The 18,917-nt window shown below is 63.2% G+C and carries 17 protein-coding genes and 1 tRNA gene; 7 read left to right on the top strand and 11 right to left on the bottom strand.

The window, feature by feature from the left end; translation table 11 throughout:
* Position 1 precedes the first annotated feature (1 nt).
* Positions 2-1,396, top strand: coding sequence for an AmpG family muropeptide MFS transporter (locus tag PPGU16_RS00275; RefSeq protein ID WP_180721198.1), 1,395 nt, complete (start codon positions 2-4; stop codon positions 1,394-1,396).
* Complete coding sequence (locus PPGU16_RS00270) at positions 1,396-2,571, top strand: M48 family metallopeptidase (RefSeq protein WP_180722503.1); 1,176 nt, start codon at positions 1,396-1,398, stop codon at positions 2,569-2,571. Before PPGU16_RS00275 ends, PPGU16_RS00270 begins: the two co-directional genes overlap by 1 nt.
* A gap of 12 nt (positions 2,572-2,583) precedes the next feature.
* Here the strand turns inward: PPGU16_RS00270 and PPGU16_RS00265 are convergent, their stop codons facing one another.
* The 5 genes from PPGU16_RS00265 to gatC all read right to left on the bottom strand — a co-directional run bounded on the left by PPGU16_RS00265 (position 2,584) and on the right by gatC (position 7,825).
* A complete protein-coding gene (locus PPGU16_RS00265) occupies positions 2,584-3,366 on the bottom strand; it encodes an exodeoxyribonuclease III (RefSeq protein ID WP_180721197.1) in 783 nt (260 codons plus the stop codon).
* A 43-nt stretch (positions 3,367-3,409) separates the two neighbouring features.
* Positions 3,410-4,246 carry a PPK2 family polyphosphate kinase gene (locus PPGU16_RS00260; protein ID WP_180721196.1) on the bottom strand — a complete coding sequence of 279 codons (837 nt, stop codon included), beginning with the start codon at positions 4,244-4,246 and terminating at the stop codon, positions 3,410-3,412.
* Between the two features lie 139 nt (positions 4,247-4,385).
* Positions 4,386-5,861: an Asp-tRNA(Asn)/Glu-tRNA(Gln) amidotransferase subunit GatB gene (gatB, locus tag PPGU16_RS00255; RefSeq protein ID WP_180721195.1), complete on the bottom strand. Its 1,476-nt coding sequence runs from the start codon at positions 5,859-5,861 to the stop codon at positions 4,386-4,388.
* 2 nt (positions 5,862-5,863) lie between these two features.
* On the bottom strand, positions 5,864-7,357 hold the full coding sequence (gene gatA / locus PPGU16_RS00250; RefSeq protein ID WP_180721194.1) for an Asp-tRNA(Asn)/Glu-tRNA(Gln) amidotransferase subunit GatA: 1,494 nt from the start codon (positions 7,355-7,357) through the stop codon (positions 5,864-5,866).
* Between the two features lie 168 nt (positions 7,358-7,525).
* Positions 7,526-7,825, bottom strand: coding sequence for an Asp-tRNA(Asn)/Glu-tRNA(Gln) amidotransferase subunit GatC (gene gatC / locus PPGU16_RS00245; RefSeq protein WP_007582035.1), 300 nt, complete (start codon positions 7,823-7,825; stop codon positions 7,526-7,528).
* A gap of 378 nt (positions 7,826-8,203) precedes the next feature.
* Between gatC and PPGU16_RS00240 the strand changes: the two genes are divergently transcribed.
* The 5 genes from PPGU16_RS00240 to rodA all read left to right on the top strand — a co-directional run bounded on the left by PPGU16_RS00240 (position 8,204) and on the right by rodA (position 14,748).
* Positions 8,204-9,247, top strand: coding sequence for a rod shape-determining protein (locus tag PPGU16_RS00240; protein WP_004189550.1), 1,044 nt, complete (start codon positions 8,204-8,206; stop codon positions 9,245-9,247).
* Between the two features lie 127 nt (positions 9,248-9,374).
* Positions 9,375-10,502: a rod shape-determining protein MreC gene (gene mreC / locus PPGU16_RS00235; protein WP_180721193.1), complete on the top strand. Its 1,128-nt coding sequence runs from the start codon at positions 9,375-9,377 to the stop codon at positions 10,500-10,502.
* Positions 10,499-11,011, top strand: coding sequence for a rod shape-determining protein MreD (mreD, locus tag PPGU16_RS00230; protein WP_180721192.1), 513 nt, complete (start codon positions 10,499-10,501; stop codon positions 11,009-11,011). The genes mreC and mreD overlap by 4 nt, the downstream gene beginning before the upstream one ends.
* Before the next feature lie 175 nt (positions 11,012-11,186).
* Positions 11,187-13,589, top strand: coding sequence for a penicillin-binding protein 2 (gene mrdA / locus PPGU16_RS00225; RefSeq protein ID WP_180721191.1), 2,403 nt, complete (start codon positions 11,187-11,189; stop codon positions 13,587-13,589).
* A gap of 10 nt (positions 13,590-13,599) precedes the next feature.
* On the top strand, positions 13,600-14,748 hold the full coding sequence (rodA, locus tag PPGU16_RS00220) for a rod shape-determining protein RodA (RefSeq protein ID WP_180721190.1): 1,149 nt from the start codon (positions 13,600-13,602) through the stop codon (positions 14,746-14,748).
* Positions 14,749-14,812: 64 nt separating this feature from the next.
* Here the strand turns inward: rodA and PPGU16_RS00215 are convergent, their stop codons facing one another.
* The 6 genes from PPGU16_RS00215 to PPGU16_RS00190 form a co-directional block, all read right to left on the bottom strand.
* Positions 14,813-15,523, bottom strand: coding sequence for a tetratricopeptide repeat protein (locus tag PPGU16_RS00215; RefSeq protein ID WP_180721189.1), 711 nt, complete (start codon positions 15,521-15,523; stop codon positions 14,813-14,815).
* Entirely contained in the window at positions 15,520-16,302 is a 783-nt protein-coding gene (locus PPGU16_RS00210; protein ID WP_180721188.1) for an HpcH/HpaI aldolase family protein, read from the bottom strand. The genes PPGU16_RS00215 and PPGU16_RS00210 overlap by 4 nt, the downstream gene beginning before the upstream one ends.
* Before the next feature lie 184 nt (positions 16,303-16,486).
* Positions 16,487-16,930, bottom strand: a complete 444-nt coding sequence (queD, locus tag PPGU16_RS00205; RefSeq protein WP_085954608.1) for a 6-carboxytetrahydropterin synthase QueD — start codon at positions 16,928-16,930, stop codon at positions 16,487-16,489.
* Between the two features lie 9 nt (positions 16,931-16,939).
* On the bottom strand, positions 16,940-17,572 hold the full coding sequence (queE, locus tag PPGU16_RS00200) for a 7-carboxy-7-deazaguanine synthase (protein WP_180721187.1): 633 nt from the start codon (positions 17,570-17,572) through the stop codon (positions 16,940-16,942).
* 76 nt (positions 17,573-17,648) lie between these two features.
* Positions 17,649-18,380: a 7-cyano-7-deazaguanine synthase QueC gene (queC, locus tag PPGU16_RS00195; RefSeq protein WP_180721186.1), complete on the bottom strand. Its 732-nt coding sequence runs from the start codon at positions 18,378-18,380 to the stop codon at positions 17,649-17,651.
* A gap of 392 nt (positions 18,381-18,772) precedes the next feature.
* A tRNA-Phe gene (locus PPGU16_RS00190) sits at positions 18,773-18,848 on the bottom strand.
* Positions 18,849-18,917: the final 69 nt, after the last annotated feature.

Raw genomic sequence — 18,917 nt, 5'->3', positions numbered from 1 at the left:
CATGTCGAACCCGCCACACGAGGCGCCTGCACTAACCGCTCACGAAGAACATCCCGGCTGGCGCGCGTTTCTCAACGCGCGCATGCTGATCTGCGTTTTCCTCGGCTTCACGTCGGGGTTGCCGCTGTTCACCCTCGTCTATCTCGTCCAGGCCTGGCTGCGCTCCGAAGGCGTGAACCTGAAGGAAATCGGCCTGTTCGCGCTGATCCAGTTTCCCTACACGTGGAAATTCCTCTGGGCGCCGCTGATGGACCGTTACGTGCCGCGTCTGCCCGGCTGGCGGCCGGGTCGCCGGCGCGGCTGGATGCTCTTCACGCAGATTCTGGTCGCCGGCGCGATCGCATCGCTCGGCATCGTCTCGCCGCGCGATTCGATCTGGACGGTGGCCGCGTTGACCGCGCTCGTCGCGTTCTTCGGCGCGAGTTCGGATATCGTGATCGACGCGTATCGACGCGAACTGCTGCATGACACCGAGCAGGGCCTCGGCAATGCGGTGCACGTGAACGCCTACAAGATCGCGGCGCTCGTGCCCGGTTCGCTCGCGCTGATTCTCTCGGACCATCTGCCGTGGGCGACCGTGTTCATCGTGACGGCCGCGTTCATGCTGCCGGGCATGGTGATGACGCTCGTCGTGCGCGAGCCCGAAGTGCACGGCACGCCGCCGAAGAACCTGCGCGAAGCGATCGTCGAGCCGTTCCGCGAGTTCATTCTGCGTGACGGCTGGCGCGGCGCGCTGTTCGTACTTGGCTTCATCTTCCTGTACAAGCTCGGCGATACGATGGCGACCACGCTGTCCACGTCGTTCTTTCTCGACATCGGCTTTTCGCGCACGCAGATCGGCGTGATCGCGAAGACGACGGCGTTCGGGGCGAGTCTGGCGGGCGGCATCATCGGCGGGATTGCGCTGATGCGCATCGGCATTGGCCGCGGGTTGTGGATCTTCGGCATCCTGCAGATGGTGTCGACGCTCGGCTTCGCGTGGCTCGCGCATGTCGGGCCCACTTCGCCGGGACTCACAGTCGTGTACGACATCGCCGTCGCGCTCAGCGCGGGCACGACCAAACTGCTGTCGCTGCTCGGCGTTGGCTGGACGGTACAGCTCGATCCGATGTCGGTGGCGCTCGCGCTCGTGTACGGCTTCGAGACTTTCACGACAGGTCTCACGCTGGCTGCGTTCACCGCGTATATCGCCAGCACGACCGATCCGCGCTATACAGCGACACAGTTCGCGCTCTTCACGTCGCTGGCTTCGGTGCCGCGCACGCTGGCGTCGGCAGCAAGCGGTTTCGTCGTTGCGCAGATCGGCTGGTTCAACTACTTCCTGGTCTGCACAGCGCTTGCTATACCGGGCATGCTACTGTTGTTCCGGATCGCCCCTTGGAGAAAGCAGTCGTGATGGTGTTTGCGTCGCGGCGCGCCGACATGGGTCCGCCTTCGCGCGCCGCTTTTCGTCGATCGCCTGCATATCGCATGCGCGCCCGTACGCGTGCGCTGCATCTGGCTGTGCTCGCCGCGTGCGCGGTGTTCGGCGTGACGCCGTCGATACAGGCATGTGCTGCCGAAGCGACGTCGAGCGTCAGCGCGCCGCCCGCTGCGAACCCGCCTGCTGCCGCGCCTTCGACGCCTTCCGCGCCATCGGCGCCGAAGTCCGAATCAGCGCCGGCCGCCACGTCCGGCGCATCTGCGGGCACAGCGATAGCGACGCCGCCAGCACCCGTGACGGCTCGCACGCCAGCGCCAACGCCCCCGCCGCCTTTCATGCCGAATCCGCAATTGCGCTACGGCGGCTACGCAGTCTTCCGCAATCTGATTCCGTCGCCGATGCTCGAAGCGCAATCGGCTGAGGAATTCGATCAGATCGCGCGCGGCGCTGAGCATATGAGCCGGCTCTATCCGACATCGGACGCGCATGTGAAGCGCGTGCAGGCGATCGTCGACAAGCTGATTCCGTATTCGCTGAAATGGAACGACCGCGCGAAGAACTGGAAGTGGGACATCGCGGTGCTGCGTTCGCCGGACATTCGTGTGTACTGTTTGCCTGGCGGCAAGATCGTCGTGTACGGCGGCATGCTCGACAAGGTCAAGCCCAACGACAACGAACTCGGTATGCTGCTCGGCCATGAAATCGCGCACGCGCTGCGTGAGCATGCGCGCGAGCGTCTCGGCGAACAGCAGGCCGCGCAACTCGGATCGGGGACGATTCCGCAACTCTTCGGCCTCGCCGATCTCGGCGAAGCGCCGCTCGGCATCGGCACCCAGTTGCTGGAAATGAAGTATGAACGCGCGGACGAAACGGAAGCCGATGTGATCGGCAGCGATATTGCATCGCGTGCCGGGTACGATCCGCGCGCGGCCATCACGCTTTGGGACAAGCTCGCCGTCGCGACGCGCAACAACCGCGATCAGGGCTTTATCTACGTGCACCCGTACAACGCGGAACGCCGCGCGGACATCATGAAGCGACTGGCCGACATGCTGCCGCTGTACGCGAAAGCCATCGGCAAGAACGTCGATGCACTGCCGGACTACGCGGGCATCGGCCGCCCGCGTCGTACGACCGCGAGCGACTGACGCCGCTTTCGCTTATTTCTTCGCGATCTTGTGCGCGTAGTCGACGGTCACGGGCGCGTGATCGCTGAACTTGATGTCGCGGAACACATCCACACGCTTCGCCGTCGCCGCAATGCCCTGCGTCGCGATCTGGTAGTCGATACGCCACCCCACGTTCTTCGCATACGCCTGGCCGCGATTGCTCCACCACGTATATTGCTCGGGCCGCTGATCGAGCGTGCGGAACACGTCCACGTAGCCAACGTCGTCGAACAGCTTCGTGAGCCACGCGCGCTCTTCCGGCAGGCAGCCCGAGTTCTTCTGGTTGCCCTTCCAGTTCTTGATGTCGATTTCCTTGTGCACGATGTTCACGTCGCCGCACACGATCACTTCGCGCTCTTTCGACAACTCCGCGAGATGCGGCATGAACTCGTCCATGAAGCGGTACTTCGCCTGCTGGCGTTCGTCGCCGCTCGAACCCGACGGCACATACACCGAAATCACCGAGAGATTGCCGAAACGCGCTTCCACGTAACGCCCTTCGGGATCGAACTCTTCGCTGCCGAAACCGATCACGACTTCATCCGGTTCGTGACGCGTATAGAGACCCGCGCCGCTATAACCCTTCTTCACCGCATGCTGGAAATAGCCGGTGAAACCGTGCGGCGCGAGAAATTCAGGCGTCATGTCGTCCTGCGAGCATTTGATTTCCTGCACGCACACGACGTCGGCCTTCTGCTCGCCGAACCACTCGAAAAATCCCTTCTTGGCCGCCGAACGGATGCCGTTCAGGTTGGCGGTGATCACACGCAACATGTTTTTCCTTCGTTATGTTTTCGTCTATTCGAAAAGGTGAAGATCATTCGACTATCACGCCCTTCAGCGATTCTTTCGCGGGCGGGAATTCGAGCTTGAGCGACTCGAACGCGCGCAGCAGCAATTCGCCAACCATCACATTGCGATGCGTCTTCGAGTTTGCGGGAATCACGTACCACGGCGCGTAATCCGTCGACGTCGCGGCGAGCGCATCGTCGTACGCCTCCTGATACTTGTCCCACAGCTTGCGCGCGTCGAGATCGGAGACGTCGAATTTCCAGTGCTTGGTCGGATCGTCGATGCGCGCCTGCAGACGCTCGCGCTGCTCGTCCTTCGAAATGTGCAGCATGCATTTGATGATCGTCGTGCCGTTCTCCGCCAGCATCCGCTCGAAATCGCGAATGTGCCGGTATCGGGCCTGGCGCGCGTCCTTGTCCATCGAGCCGAGCACGACGGGCACGAGCACGTCTTCGTAATGGCTGCGGTTGAAGATCGTCAGTTCGCCGGCGGCGGGCGCCTGCGAGTGGATGCGCCACAGGAAATCGTGCGCGAGCTCGACGGGCGTCGGCGCCTTGAATGGGACGATGCGCAGGCCAAGCGGATCGACTTCATGAAACACCGCGCGGATCGTGCCGTCCTTGCCGCTCGTGTCCATGCCTTGCAGCACGAGCAAAACACGCTGCACGCGCTGCGCGTGCAGGCGTTCCTGCTGTGCATCGAGCGCCGCGCCGATCTCGGCGAGCCGTTCGCGGTCGGTATCTTTCGAACCCGTCGAAAACGGCTTCAAGGACGGATCGACATCAGCGAGGGAAAACTTGGACTTGCTGCCTTCGTCGAAAAGAGGCACGCGATATTCGTCGAGACCGTTCTTCTTTGCCATCGTTGTTCCTCCTGTGCGGCGGGCTGTCACGTCGAATGGAAAAGCAAACGGGCCGTTGCGCGACTTTCGATGCGACAACAGCCCGTCCTGGCCTTTGCATGCGACATGCCGCACGCGAAGGCCGGTCCCACTACGACACTCAGCCCAGCTTCTTCTTCAACAGCTCGTTGACCTGCTGCGGATTCGCCTTGCCCTTGGTCGCCTTCATCGCCTGGCCGATCAGCGCGTTGAACGCCTTTTCCTTGCCCGCGCGGAATTCCTCGACCGACTTCTGGTTCGCGGCGAGCACTTCGTCGATGATCGCTTCGAGCGCGCCCGTATCCGAAATCTGCTTCAGGCCCTTCGCTTCGATGATGCGGTCGGCGGCGGCTTCGTCCGTGGCCTTCTCTTCCCAGATCGCGAGGAAAATTTCCTTCGCGATCTTGTTCGAGATCGTGCCGTCAGCGATGCGTTGCAGTACGAGCGCGAGCTGCGCGGCAGACACCGGGCTGTTCGCGATGTCGAGGTCTTCGCGGTTCAGTTGCGACGACACTTCGCCCATCAGCCAGTTCGCCGCGACCTTCGCTTGCGCTGCGCCGACCTTCGCGACGACGGCTTCGTAGTATGCGGCCATCGCCTTGCTCGACGTGACGACGCCTGCATCGTACGGCGTCAGACCGTATTGCTCGACGAAGCGCTGCTGCATCGCCGCCGGCAGTTCCGGCAGTTCGCCTCGCACACGCTCGACCCACGAGGAATCGATCACGAGCGGCATCAGATCGGGATCGGGGAAATAGCGGTAATCGTGCGCGTCTTCCTTGCTGCGCATCGAACGCGTTTCGCGCTTGTCCGGATCGTACAGACGCGTTTCCTGCACCACCGTGCCGCCGTCTTCGATCAGTTCGATCTGGCGACGCACTTCGTACTGGATCGCTTCTTCGAGGAAGCGGAACGAGTTCAGGTTCTTGATCTCGGCGCGCGTGCCGAATTCCTTCTGACCGACCGGCCGCACCGACACGTTCGCATCGCAGCGGAACGAGCCTTCCTGCATGTTGCCGTCGCAAATGCCGAGCCACACGACGAGACCATGCAACGCCTTCGCATAGGCGACTGCTTCGGCCGCACTGCGCATTTCCGGCTCGGTGACGATCTCGAGCAGCGGCGTGCCCGCGCGATTCAGGTCGATGCCCGTCATGCCCGCGAAGTCTTCGTGGAGCGACTTGCCCGCATCCTCTTCGAGGTGGGCGCGCGTCAGGTTCACCGTCTTTTCGTACGCTTCCTTGCCAGCCTTTTCGTTGGCCGGAACCTGAATGGTGATCTGGCCACCCTGCACGACAGGGATTTCGTACTGGCTGATCTGATAGCCCTTCGGCAGATCAGGGTAGAAGTAATTCTTGCGCGCGAAGATGCTGCGCGGCGCGATCGTCGCGTCGATTGCCAGACCGAACTGGATCGCGCGCTCGACAGCGCCGCGGTTCATCACGGGCAGCACGCCCGGCAACGCCAGATCGACGGGGCAGGCCTGCGTGTTCGGCGCGGCGCCGAACTGCGTGGCCGCGCCCGAGAAAATCTTCGAGACCGTCGACAACTGCGCGTGGGTCTCGAGACCGATAACGACTTCCCATTGTGTTGCCATGCTTAAACTCCCGCCGGCGCCTTGCGATGCCAGTCCGTGACGCGCTGGAACGCGTCCGCCACTTGCAGCATGCGTGCTTCGTTGAAATAGTTGCCGATGATCTGCAAGCCGACCGGGCGCTGCGCATTCGCGCCCGCGCCGAAGCCGCACGGCACGCTCATGCCCGGCAAACCGGCGAGGCTCACCGACAGCGTGTAGATGTCCGCGAGATACATCTGCACGGGATCGTCGCCCTTCGCGCCGATATCCCACGCGACAGACGGCGCCACCGGGCCCATGATCACGTCGCACTGCTTGAACGCTTCCTGGAAATCCTGCGCGATGATGCGGCGGATCTTCTGCGCCTGCAGGTAGTACGCATCGTAGTAGCCGTGCGACAGCACATACGTGCCCACCAGAATGCGGCGCTTCACTTCAGGGCCGAAGCCTTCGGCACGCGACTTCTTGTACATGTCGAGCAGATCGCGATACTCGGCCGCGCGATGGCCGTAACGCACGCCATCGAAACGCGACAGGTTCGACGACGCTTCCGCCGGCGCGATCACGTAGTAGACGGGAATCGACAGTTCTGTTTTCGGCAGCGACACTTCGACGAGCGTCGCGCCGAGCGCTTCGTATTGCTTCAACGCGGCATCGATCGATGCGCGCACGTCGTCGGCGAGGCCCGCGCCGAAGTATTCCTTCGGCAGGCCGATACGCAGGCCCGCGAGCGGCTTGTCAGCGGCGTTGCCTGCGCCCGACCATGTCTGGCCGAGATAGCGCGTGTAGTTTTCGTGATCGTGCGTGAGGCTCGTCGAGTCGCGCTCGTCGAAGCCACCCATTGCGTTGAGCAGCAGCGCGCAGTCGGCGGCCGTCTGCGCCATCGGACCGCCCTGATCGAGGGACGACGCGAACGCGATCATGCCGTAGCGCGACACGCGGCCGTACGTCGGCTTGATGCCCGTGATGCCCGAGAACGACGCCGGCTGGCGGATCGAGCCGCCCGTGTCGGTGCCAGTCGCGGCGGGCGCGAGGCGCGCGGCGACAGCCGCCGCCGAACCACCCGACGAACCGCCCGGCACGGCCTTGCGATCCCACGGATTCTGCACCGGGCCGAAGTACGAGTTCTCGTTCGACGAACCCATCGCGAATTCGTCCATATTGGTCTTGCCGACGCACACCATGCCCGCGCGCGCGATACGCTCGACGACCGTTGCATCGAACGGGCTCGTATAGTTTTCGAGCATTTTCGAGCCGGCCGTGGAGCGCCAGTTGCGCGTGACGAACACGTCCTTATGCGCGATGGGCAGACCCGTCAGCGGACCGGCGTTGCCGGCGACGATCAGCGCGTCGGCGGCTTGCGCCTGCGCGAGCGTCTGTTGCGCATCGACGTGAACGAACGCGTTCAGCGCCTTGTGGTCGTCGATCCGTTTCAGATACGTCTGCGCCAGTTCGACCGCGGAGCATTGCTTCGCGTCGAGCGCGGCGCGCAGTTCGGTCAAGCTTTTCTCATGCATTGCGTTTTTCCTGGAAAGCGCGACGGCGCGATGCGCCGCCGTGAAGGCATCCGGCCGCCCGCCGGCAGGCCGGGCCAGACTGGCCGTGCCGAACAAAGCGGGCCGTGTTGCGCGCGGACAAGTCGCACGCGTGACACACAACCCTGTGCTTAATCATCGACGCGGCGCTTACTCGATCACCTTCGGCACCAGATACAGGCCGTCCTGCACGGCGGGCGCCGGACGCTGGTAGTCGTCGCGATTCACGTTTTCGGTCACGGCGTCGTTGCGCAGACGCAGCGCCACGTCTTCGATCTGCTCGATGGGATGCGCGAGCGGCGCGATGCCCGTTGTATCCACCGCCTGCATCTGTTCGACAAGGCCGAAGAAGTCGTTGAGCTGGGTCAGCGTGTGCTCGGCGTCGGCATCGGGCAATTCGAGCCGCGCGAGGTGGGCGATGCGTTTCACATCGGTCAGAGTCAGGGCCATGCAGTCACCGGAAAAGTGGCAGTCTGCCGCAACGATGAAAAAACGATGCTGCGACAGCGGGTTAGGTCATTGGAGCAGGCCCTCGAAATTGGGGCCGGCGACGGCAAAAAGTGCCATTCGTTTCCTTTAAATCAAGCAAAATTATAAGGTATCATTACGCGTTCGACCCAAACCCGGACCGTCTTACCAAGGGCTTTCTGACATTTTCAGAGATCGCTGAACGACAGCTCGGCTGCCTTGCTATAGCCTCCGGTACGTTCCCTCGCAGTTTCATGCTTCTTACGGCGCACTTGGCCGGACATGAGGCTGCTAATTTTTTTCCGCTGCCGCCCTACGCTTTCGATGCGAGGCCCGGCCCCCAGCGAGACAGGATTTTGCATGTTCGGTTTTTTGCGCAGCTATTTCTCCAACGATCTGGCCATTGACCTCGGCACGGCCAACACGCTCATCTACATGCGTGGCAAAGGTATCGTTCTCGACGAGCCGTCCGTCGTTTCTATTCGCCAGGAAGGCGGCCCGAATGGCAAGAAGACCATTCAGGCAGTCGGCAAAGAAGCAAAGCAGATGCTCGGCAAGGTGCCGGGCAACATCGAGGCGATCCGCCCGATGAAGGACGGCGTGATCGCCGACTTCACCGTGACCGAACAGATGATCAAGCAGTTCATCAAGACGGCTCACGAATCCCGTATGTTCTCGCCGTCGCCGCGCATCATCATCTGCGTGCCGTGCGGTTCGACGCAGGTCGAGCGCCGCGCCATCAAGGAAGCGGCACACGGCGCGGGTGCATCGCAGGTTTACCTCATTGAAGAGCCGATGGCAGCAGCAATCGGCGCGGGCCTGCCGGTTTCGGAAGCAACGGGCTCGATGGTCGTCGATATCGGCGGTGGCACGACGGAAGTCGGCGTGATCTCGCTGGGCGGTATTGTGTACAAGGGTTCGGTGCGCGTCGGCGGCGACAAGTTCGACGAAGCGATCGTCAACTACATCCGCCGCAACTACGGCATGCTGATCGGCGAACAAACCGCCGAAGCCATCAAGAAGGAAATCGGCTCCGCGTTCCCGGGCTCGGAAGTCAAGGAAATGGAAGTGAAGGGCCGCAATCTGTCGGAAGGCATTCCGCGCAGCTTCACCATTTCGAGCAACGAAATTCTCGAAGCATTGACCGATCCGCTGAACCAGATCGTGTCGTCGGTGAAGATCGCGCTGGAACAGACGCCGCCGGAACTCGGCGCCGACATCGCCGAGCGCGGCATGATGCTGACGGGCGGTGGCGCACTGCTGCGCGACCTCGACCGTCTGCTGGCCGAAGAAACGGGCCTGCCCGTGCTGGTCGCCGAAGATCCGCTGACGTGCGTCGTGCGTGGCTCGGGCATGGCGCTCGAACGCATGGACAAGCTCGGCAGCATCTTCTCGTACGAGTAAGGTTGCCAGTCTCCATGTCTGCAGCGCGCACTGAAAGGCTGGCTCCGCCAGCCTTTGTGCGCTTTGTGCATTGCGCGCGCGCCTAGCGCGCCGCCGTTTCACCCATTCGCTCACGCTCCCGGCGACCATGGAATACAGTCCGCCGCCCCTGTTCAAGCAAGGCCCCTCGGCTCTCGCACGACTGATTTTCTTCGTGCTGGTGGCGCTCGCCCTGCTCATCTCCGACGCCCGCTTCCGGACGCTCGAAATCGTTCGCGGCGTGCTCGGCGCGGGCTTGTATCCGTTGCAGCGCGCGGCGCTGGTGCCGCGCGACATCTTCATGGGCGCCGCCGATCTCGCCGTCACCGGCGCGACGCTGCGTGGCGAGAACGACAAGTTGCGCACACGCAATCTGCAGTTGTCGCAGCAGGCCAACCAGGCGGCCCAGCTCGACGCGGAAAACGCGCATCTGCGTAATCTGCTGCAACTGTCGCAACGGATGACAACGCAGTCGATCCCCGCGGAAATCCAGTACGACACGCGTGATCCGTTCACGCAAAAGGTCGTGATCGGCCGCGGATCGCAGCAAGGCATCAGGGACGGTTCGCCTGTCGTCAACGAAGACGGCGTGATCGGCCAGGTGACGCGCGTGTTCCCGATGCAGTCGGAAGTGACGTTGCTCACCGACAAGGATCAGGCCGTCCCCGTGCAGATCGTCCGCACGGGTCTGCGCAGCGTGATCTACGGCACGCCGAAGGGCGACGCGCTCGACCTGCGTTTCGTGCCGATCAGCGCCGATGTGCTGGCCGGCGACGAACTCGTGACGAGCGGTCTCGACGGTATCTATCCGCCGGGGCTGCCTGTCGCGAAGGTGGTGCGCGTCGACAAGCAGGCGGATACGGCGTTCGCGCGCGTGATCTGCCAGCCCATCGCACCTGTGCGCGGTGCTCGCGATCTGCTTGTCCTACACTACGAGAACAACGTGCCGCCGCGCCCCGCCGACGAACCCGATCCCGCCGCAGCCGCGAAGGAAGCGAAGAAGAAGAACGCGAAAGCGCAGGACAAGGGCAAGCCAGGCGAGAAGGACGCGAAGGCTGCTCCGACGGCATCTGCATCGGCGCCTGCAGCAGCTACGGCTCCGGCAAAACCGGCTGCGCCGGTCGCCGCATCGTCGGGCAAGGCTGCCGGCAAAGCATCGACCGACAAGAAGCCGGCCGCTGAAAAGAGCGCGAAGCCTCAAGCCGCACAAGGGGCAAATCAGGGGGCCAAGCAATGAATCGCCCGCAGTACATCCTGCAGCCCGTCAATCCTTATTTCATCGCGTTCAGCCTCGCCGCCGCTTTCCTGCTGAACATGATGCCGTGGGGCCGTCTGGTCGGCGTGCCCGATTTCGTCGCGCTCGTGTTGCTGTTCTGGAACGTACATCAGCCGCGCAAGGTCGGCATGGGCATCGCGTTCATGCTCGGCCTGTTGATGGACGTGCACAACGCCAGCCTGCTCGGCGAACACGCGCTCGCCTACACGCTGCTGTCGTATGGCGCGATCACGATCCATCGCCGCGTGCTGTGGATGTCGATCGGCGTGCAGGTTTTCGCGGTAATGCCGCTGCTCGTCGTCGCGCAACTCGTGCCGTTCGTGATCCGCCTGCTGACGGGCGCGGCGTTTCCGGGCTGGGGTTATCTGATCGACGGGTTCGTCGAAGCGGCGCTCTGGCCGATCGCGAGCATTCTGCTTTTGATGCCGCAGCGCCGTCCGGCCGATCCGGACGATACGCGGCCTATCTGACCGCCTGCGCCGCCCGTCCGCTCATGAACGCGCCAGATTTTTCGCCGCCTTCACAAGCGCTCGACGACACAATGCGCTGCGCAACCGGACGACGCAGCGCAGAACCCGGCAACGCACCGACGCCTCGCCGCCGAATTGATTCAAACCGCATAACCGGCAGTTCCTGCCCAACTGCATGACCGAATTCAAGGACACCCAGCAGCAGCTCACGAAATTCCGCCTGCGCGTCGCGGCGGCGGGGCTGTTCGTGTTCGTCTGCTTCGGGCTGATCGCGTTCCGCTTCCTGTTCCTGCAGGTCTGGCACTACAGCAAGTATTCGCTGCAGGCCGATGAAAACCGCATCTCGGTCGCGCCGATCGTGCCGAACCGCGGCATCATCACCGACCGCAACGGCGTCGTGCTGGCCAAGAACTACTCGGCCTACACGCTCGAAATCACGCCGTCGAAGCTGAACGACACGCTCGACAACGTGATCGACAATCTCGCGACCGTCATCAGTATCGACGCGCGCGATCGTCGCCGTTTCCGCAAGCTGCAGGAAGACTCGAAGAACTTCGAAAGCCTGCCGATCCGCACACGACTCACCGACGACGAAGTCGCGCGCTTCACCGCGCAGCGTTTCCGCTTCCCGGGCGTCGAAGTGCGCGCGCGCCTGTTCCGCCAATATCCGCTCGGACCGACGGCGGCGCACGTGATCGGCTATATCGGGCGCATTTCGCAGCGCGACCAGGACAAGATCGACGACGCCAGCGATCAGAACGACAGCGATCCCGAGCACTACGATGCGCGCCTCGACGCGAACAACTACAAGGGCACCGACTACATCGGCAAGATCGGCGTCGAGCAGAGCTACGAGACGGAACTGCACGGTCTGACGGGCTTCGAGGAAGTCGAAGTGACGGCAGGCGGACGCCCGGTGCGCACGCTGTCGCGCACGCAGGCGACGCCGGGCAACAACCTCGTGCTGTCGCTCGATATTGGTTTGCAGCAGGTCGCCGAGCAGGCATTCGCCGGCCGCCGCGGCGCGCTCGTCGCGATCGAACCGTCGACAGGCGACGTGCTCGCGTTCGTGTCCGCACCGAGCTTCGATCCGAATTCGTTTGTCGACGGCATCGACCAGCAGACGTGGGACGAATTGAACAACTCGCCCGATCACCCGCTGCTGAACCGTCCGCTGCACGGCACGTATCCGCCCGGCTCGACGTACAAGCCGTTCATGGCGCTCGCCGCGCTGACCCTGCATAAGCGCACGCCGCAGTGGGGCTTCCAGGATCCGGGCTCGTACACGTTCGGCGGCCACACGTTCCGCAACGACGTGCCGCAGGGTCAGGGCTGGATCGACATGAACCGCGCGATCATGGTGTCGAACGACACCTACTTCTACATGCTCGCGCACGATCTCGGCGTCAACGCGATCGCCGGCTTCATGAAACCGTGGGGCTTCGGCCAGATTACGGGCATCGATATCGCCGGCGAAGCGCGCGGCATCCTGCCCTCGACGGACTGGAAGCACAAGGCGTATCGCAAGCCCGAGCAGCAACGCTGGTACGAAGGCGAGACGATCAGCCTCGGCATCGGCCAGGGTTACAACTCGTACACGATTCTTCAGCTCGCACACGCGACGGCGACACTCGCGAACAACGGCACGGTGATGAAGCCGCACCTTGTGAAGGAGATCGAGAATCCGATCACCCGGGCATTGCGCGCAACCGTGCCGAAGGACGACGGACGCATCGACGTGAAGCAGTCCGATATCGACGTCGTGAAGCGCGGCATGGAAAACGTGACGATGAACCCGTCGGGCACTGCGTATCAGGTGTTCCGCAATGCCGCGTATGTGTCGGCGGGCAAGACGGGGACGGCGCAGGTGTTCTCGCTGCAAGGCGCGAAGTACCACGGCCACGCGCTCGCTGAACATCTGCGCGACCACGCGCTCTTCATTGCGTTCGCCCCCGCCGACAACCCGAAAATCGCGATCGCGCTGATCGTCGAAAACGGCGGCTGGGGCGCGCAAGCCGCGGGCCCGATCGCACGGCGCGTGCTCGACTATTACCTCGTCGACCGACTGAAGCCGGGCGTCGAGCAGGCAGCCGTCGTGGCGGCCGCGTCGGCGACGGAAGAAACGTCGGCGCCCGTCATCGGCAGCGCGCCGGCGGCGCCTACCGGCGACATTCAGCCTGTCGCCGTCGCGGCCGGCTTCAAGCCGCTGCCGATGCCAGCGGGCGCATCAACGCCGCATGCGGCGCCTCCATCGGATGCATCTGGCGCTGTCGCGGCGTCGGGCGCAGCCTCGGCTTCGGCGCCTGTCGCTGCGTCAGCCGCAGCGCCGCGAGCCGCTTCGGCGTCGAAGCCGGCCAAGGCGCCGCGCGTCGCGTCGGCCACGGTCGCGCAGCCACCCGCTGCATCTGACGCGACAGCCACCACGGCTGCGGCACCCGTCAAGGCGTCCGACGCCCGCAAGTCCCCACGAAAACCCCGTCCGGCCAGCGATGCGCGGCCGGTCGCCGCCGCGCCGTCGCGCAACGAGGACTCGCAGGCCGTGCCGCGTGGTCCCGTTTCCGGCGGCATCGACGAGTAAGGAGAAAGGCATGCAAATCGACAAGCGCGCCTGGCTCGAACGCTTCAAGAAGATGTTCGCGGGCTTCGACCGCCCGCTCGCACTGATCGTGTTTCTGCTGCTGTGCGTCGGCATTGTGACGCTGTACAGCGCGAGCCTCGACGTGCCCGGCCGCGTCGAAGACCAGCTGCGCAACATCATCCTGACGTTCGCGCTGATGTGGGTGCTGGCCAACATCCCACCTACGACGCTGATGCGCTTCGCCGTCCCGCTCTACACATTCGGGGTCGCGTTACTGGTCGCCGTGGCGTTATTCGGCCTCACGCGCAAGGGCGCCAAACGCTGGATCAACGTCGGCGTGGTGATCCAGCCGTCGGAGATCCTCAAGATCGCGACGCCGCTGATGCTCGCGTGGTACTACCAGCGTCGCGAAGGCAACATCCGCTGGTGGGACTACATCGTCGGCGTGCTGATTCTCGCGGTGCCCGTCGGGCTCATCGCGAAGCAGCCCGACCTCGGCACAGCCGTGCTCGTGTTCGCAGCGGGCTTCTTCGTCATCTATTTCGCGGGGCTGAGCTTCAAGCTGATCGTCCCTGTGCTGATTGCGGGCGTGATTGCCGTCGGCGCTATCGCGACGTTCCAGGACAAGATCTGCCAGCCTGAAGTGCAATGGCCGCTGATGCATGACTACCAGAAGCACCGCATCTGCACGCTGCTCGATCCGACATCCGACCCGTTGGGCAAAGGCTTCCACACCATTCAGGCCGTCATCGCGATTGGCTCGGGCGGTCCGCTCGGCAAGGGCTGGTTGAAGGGCACGCAGGCGCACCTCGAGTTCATTCCCGAGAAGCACACCGACTTCATCTTCGCGGTGTTCTCCGAAGAGTTCGGCCTGGCAGGCGGTATCGTGTTGCTGACGCTCTATATGGCGCTGATCGCGCGCGGGCTGTACATCGCGGCGAACGGCGCGACGCTATTCGGCCGATTACTGGCCGGCTCGCTGACGATGGCGTTCTTCACCTATGCGTTCGTGAACATCGGCATGGTGAGCGGGATTCTTCCTGTGGTCGGCGTGCCGTTGCCGTTCATGAGCTACGGCGGCACCGCGTTGACGACGCTCGGTTTCGCGATCGGACTCATCATGAGCGTCGCGCGACAGAAGCGTTTGATGCAGAGCTGACCCGACCGCACCAGCAGCATGACCGGCAAAAACAAAACGGCGCCTGAGTTTCAGGCGCCGTTTTTTATTGCGGCTTCGCTTCGTGCGATTCGCGTAGTTGAGTGCTGAGCTGCTGATACTTGAGCCGCGCCGCCGGATCGCCCTGCGCGGCCGCCGCGGCGTAATAGGCTCGCGCGACGTTCAGGTTCTGCGTCACGCCGTCGCCGCCGCGCTCGTAAAACGATCCCGTCACGTACTGCGCGGTCATGTCGCCGCCCTCGGCCGCCTTCTTGTACCAGAAGAACGCCTGCTGGTTATCACGCGCGGTGCCGCGCCCATCGAGAAACTGGTTCGCCAGCGCGAGTTCAGCCTGAATGTGCCCTTGCTGCGCAGCCTTCAGAAACCATTGATGCGCTTCCGCAGGGTCCCGCGCCACGAACTCGCCATCGTCGTACATCTTGCCGTACACGTATTGCGCGTGGGACATATTCGCGTCGGCGGCTTTACGCAGCCACTTCTTGCCCTCTTCGACATTCGCAGGACCACCCTCGCCGTTGAGCAGCATCATCGCGTAGTTGAACTCGGCGAGGCGACTGCCACGCTGCGCGGCCTTGCGAAACTCGGCGAGCGCGGACGTGAAGTTGCCTGCGTTGTAATCGGCGACGGCCGTTTGCGTTTCCATATCCGACGCGGGTGGCGTCTTGCTTTGCGCATGCGCCGCAGCACTGGCTGCCAACGCCGTCAGCATGACGGCACGGCTTGCAATGCGCATTGCGCGCAACGACAACAGCTTCATGACCGAGCCTCCTGCAGTGCCTGTCGCGTGGTGCGCAACAGCCACATCACATCGGCGGCCAGCGCGATGAAGCGGAAGCCTTCCGACCTGTATTGCCGCGCACTCGCGACGTCCATCGCAAAGATGCCCGTCGCGACACGCGCACGATGCGCGACGTCCAGAATATGCTTCATCGCGTCCTGAACTTCAGGGTGTTTCGAATCGCCAAGATGACCAAGGCTCGCCGCGAGATCAGCCGGTCCGACGAACAGGCAATCGACGCCCGGCGTCGCCGCGATCTGCTCCAGATTCGCGAGCGCGCGTTGCGATTCGATCTGCACGATGTTCGCGATCTGCGCGTTCGCGTTCTGCAGATAATCGCGCCGCATGCCGTAAGCGGCAGCGCGCACCGCGCCTGCGACGCCACGCAGACCGTCCGGTGCGTCGACGGTCGCGTATTGCGTCAGGCGGACGGCATGAGCCGCTTCGTCAGCCGTCTCGATGTTCGGAAACATCAGCGTGCGTGCGCCCGCATCGAGCACGCGCTTGACGAGCCACTGCTCAACGGCAGGCAGACGCACGACGGGTTCGGTCGGCAGATGCGCCGCAGCAATCGCGCGCAATTGCCCGGTGACGTCGCTGCTGTCGTTGGGCGCATGCTCCATGTCGATCAGCAGCCAGTCGAAGCCGGCGTGCGCGAGCGCTTCCGCCGCGCTATCGCTGCCCAGCGACAGCCACAAGCCGAACAGCGGGTCCGGATCCTTGAGGCGCAGCTTGAGTGGATTCGTGAAGGTGCTCATCGCGCGTCTCCTTCGACGGGACGCACAGCCGCAGACAGGCTGGAGCAAAAGACGACGCGGCCCGAAAGGCCGACGTCAACAACTAGAGGATGGTGGCGGGCGTCGAGCCCGCAGCGTAGCGCGGTGACCGGCATGTCTCGCTCCGTGTGGTTATCGAAACGATCATACCGTGACAATAACCCGTTTAGTCGCGGACGACGTCAGCCCAGCAATTTGGCGTCTCATACAGACGCACCTTGTGCAGCCGCAGATTGACGCCGTAGTGCGCGTCGTAGACGTTCGCGAGAATGTCGAACGCAACGGCCGCGAGGTTCTCGACGGTCGGAATGCGGTCGAGCACGATCGTCTTGTGGCCGGCCATCGATTCGAGAAAGCCGCGCACCTGCGTATCGCCTTCATAGACGAGAAACGCGTGATCCCACTTGTCGACGAGATGCTCGTTCGCGAGCGCCTTCACGTCGGCGAAATCCATGACCATGCCGCGATCCGGCGCGCCTTCCGTTTCGACGAGATCGCCTTGCAGCGTGATTTCGAGCACGTAGCGATGGCCGTGCAGGTTACGGCACTGGCTGCGGTGATCGGGAATGCGGTGGCCCGCGTCGAATTCGAGTTTTCGTGTAATCGTCAGCACGGCAAATCAGGGAATGTTCAGGTACTTGTGAGTCTGCATCGACAGCCGCCATTGAGGATGACGCTTGCACCAGTCGATGGCGAGCTTCGTATTGATATCGCGCGACGGGCCGTCCATCGGCTGGACGAGAAAATACTCGAAGTCGAGCTTCGCGTACTCGGCGAGGCGCTGGTTTTCTTGCGGCACGACTACTTTCAGTTCGTTGCCTCTGGTCTGCACGAGCGGCGCGTCGGCCTTCGGGCTCACACAGATCCAGTCGATCGTGTCGAGCACCGGGAGCGAACCATTCGTTTCGATCGCGATTTCAAAGCCTTGAGCGTGCAATGCATCGACGAGCGGCTGGTCGATCTGCAACATCGGCTCGCCGCCCGTGCACACGACAAAACGCTGGCCTTCGCCTTCCGGCCACAACGACGCAATCTTCGCCGCGAGTTCTTCGGGCGTGCGGAACTTGCCGCCGTTCTCGCCGTCGGTGCCGACGAAATCGGTGTCGCAGAACTTGCACACTGCGTCGCCGCGATCTTCTTCGCGGCCCGACCACAGATTGCATCCGGCGAACCGGCAAAACACAGCCGGGCGCCCGGCGTTCGCGCCCTCGCCCTGCAACGTGTAGAAGATTTCCTTGACCGCGTACGTCATGCTGCTTTCTGCCCGATGCTCCGTGAAGCTCTGTTGATGTGCGCTTGTGCCGCGTGCTCTTTGTTGCCTACGCCGCTCAAGCGGGTTCCGTGACCTGCTCGCCGTTCAGATACGCCTCGTAACCGCGCTTGCGCAAACGGCAGGCAGGGCACTCGCCACAGCCGAAACCCCACGCATGCAGTTCCGCGCGCTCGCCGAGATAGCACGTGTGCGTCTCGACGCGAATCAGTTCGACCAGTTCTTCGCCGCCCAGCTCATGCGCGAGGCGCCACGTATCGGCCTTGTCGATCCACATCAGCGGCGTCTCCAGCACGAAGCGGCTGTCCATGCCGAGGTTCAGCGCGACTTGCAGCGCTTTCATCGTGTCGTCGCGGCAATCCGGGTAGCCGGAGAAATCCGTCTCGCACATGCCGCCGACCAGCACGCGCAATCCACGCCGATACGCAATGGCCGCGGCGATCGTCATGAACATCAGGTTGCGGCCGGGCACAAACGTATTCGGCAGGCCATTCGATGCGGCGTGGATCTCGATCTCACGCGTCATGGCGGTATCGCTGATCGAGCCTAGCACCGACAGATCGATCATGTGATCGTCGCCGAGCCGTTTGCCCCACTCGGGGAACGTGCGCGCCACTGCGCTGCGAAATCCCTCGCGGCATTCGAGTTCGACGCGATGCCGCTGGCCATAGTCGAAACCCAGCGTTTCGACCGTTTCATATCGATCCAGCGCCCAGGCGAGGCACGTGGCCGAATCCTGGCCACCGGAAAACAGCACGAGCGCGCTACTCTTGGCGTCTTTGCGGGTCACCGTGAAACTCCGTGTAGGTTGATTGCGTGCGCCAGCGGCCTTGCGCGAGCGGCGGCTCGCGGCCGGCCTCGCGACCTGTTTGAGACCCTTCGGCGCTGGCCGGCACGGACATTGGCTCAAGCAGTATAGGCGGCGGCTTTCGCGCGCCAATCTGCTGTGGCTTATACCGTTGATCGTCCGCCAGAGCGTTTCACGCTACACGATGCCTTGGACCTGAAACGAAAAAGGACTTGCGAAGAACACGTGGCAAGTCCTTGATACAGCGGGATTTTATCATGCGCAGCCGAGGCTCGCTCGCGGCCGCTGCACCGCTCATGCGTCGCAACGAACCGGTATGTTGCCCGCAAATAGGAAAAGCCCCAGGAATCTTGCGATTTCCTGGGGCTGAATCCTGGTGGCCTGGGGCGGAATCGAACCACCGACACGCGGATTTTCAATCCGCTGCTCTACCAACTGAGCTACCGGGCCAACGAAGAAGCGAGAGTATAGCAAGCACTTTTGCGTTTCTCAAGCCCCTCCCGAAAAAAACTTGAGGCG

Origin of the sequence: Paraburkholderia largidicola, assembly GCF_013426895.1 — a bacterium.
GTDB classification, from domain to species: Bacteria; Pseudomonadota; Gammaproteobacteria; order Burkholderiales; family Burkholderiaceae; genus Paraburkholderia; species Paraburkholderia largidicola.
Note: the sequence above shows the minus strand (reverse complement) of the source record. Positions and strands in the feature narration are given on the sequence as shown.

What these genes read in the sequence shown, in the direction of transcription:
- PPGU16_RS00215 (WP_180721189.1), bottom strand. Translation starts at nt 15,523, where the DNA reads ATGAAGCTGTTGTCGTTGCGCGCAATGCGCATTGCAAGCCGTGCCGTC.
- gatB (WP_180721195.1), bottom strand. Translation starts at nt 5,861, where the DNA reads ATGGCAACACAATGGGAAGTCGTTATCGGTCTCGAGACCCACGCGCAG.
- rodA (WP_180721190.1), top strand. Translation starts at nt 13,600, where the DNA reads ATGCAAATCGACAAGCGCGCCTGGCTCGAACGCTTCAAGAAGATGTTC.
- PPGU16_RS00265 (WP_180721197.1), bottom strand. Translation starts at nt 3,366, where the DNA reads ATGTTGCGTGTGATCACCGCCAACCTGAACGGCATCCGTTCGGCGGCC.
- gatA (WP_180721194.1), bottom strand. Translation starts at nt 7,357, where the DNA reads ATGCATGAGAAAAGCTTGACCGAACTGCGCGCCGCGCTCGACGCGAAG.
- PPGU16_RS00270 (WP_180722503.1), top strand. Translation starts at nt 1,396, where the DNA reads ATGGTGTTTGCGTCGCGGCGCGCCGACATGGGTCCGCCTTCGCGCGCC.
- mrdA (WP_180721191.1), top strand. Translation starts at nt 11,187, where the DNA reads ATGACCGAATTCAAGGACACCCAGCAGCAGCTCACGAAATTCCGCCTG.
- PPGU16_RS00260 (WP_180721196.1), bottom strand. Translation starts at nt 4,246, where the DNA reads ATGGCAAAGAAGAACGGTCTCGACGAATATCGCGTGCCTCTTTTCGAC.
- mreD (WP_180721192.1), top strand. Translation starts at nt 10,499, where the DNA reads ATGAATCGCCCGCAGTACATCCTGCAGCCCGTCAATCCTTATTTCATC.
- queE (WP_180721187.1), bottom strand. Translation starts at nt 17,572, where the DNA reads ATGACGTACGCGGTCAAGGAAATCTTCTACACGTTGCAGGGCGAGGGC.
- gatC (WP_007582035.1), bottom strand. Translation starts at nt 7,825, where the DNA reads ATGGCCCTGACTCTGACCGATGTGAAACGCATCGCCCACCTCGCGCGG.
- PPGU16_RS00275 (WP_180721198.1), top strand. Translation starts at nt 2, where the DNA reads ATGTCGAACCCGCCACACGAGGCGCCTGCACTAACCGCTCACGAAGAA.
- PPGU16_RS00210 (WP_180721188.1), bottom strand. Translation starts at nt 16,302, where the DNA reads ATGAGCACCTTCACGAATCCACTCAAGCTGCGCCTCAAGGATCCGGAC.
- PPGU16_RS00240 (WP_004189550.1), top strand. Translation starts at nt 8,204, where the DNA reads ATGTTCGGTTTTTTGCGCAGCTATTTCTCCAACGATCTGGCCATTGAC.
- mreC (WP_180721193.1), top strand. Translation starts at nt 9,375, where the DNA reads ATGGAATACAGTCCGCCGCCCCTGTTCAAGCAAGGCCCCTCGGCTCTC.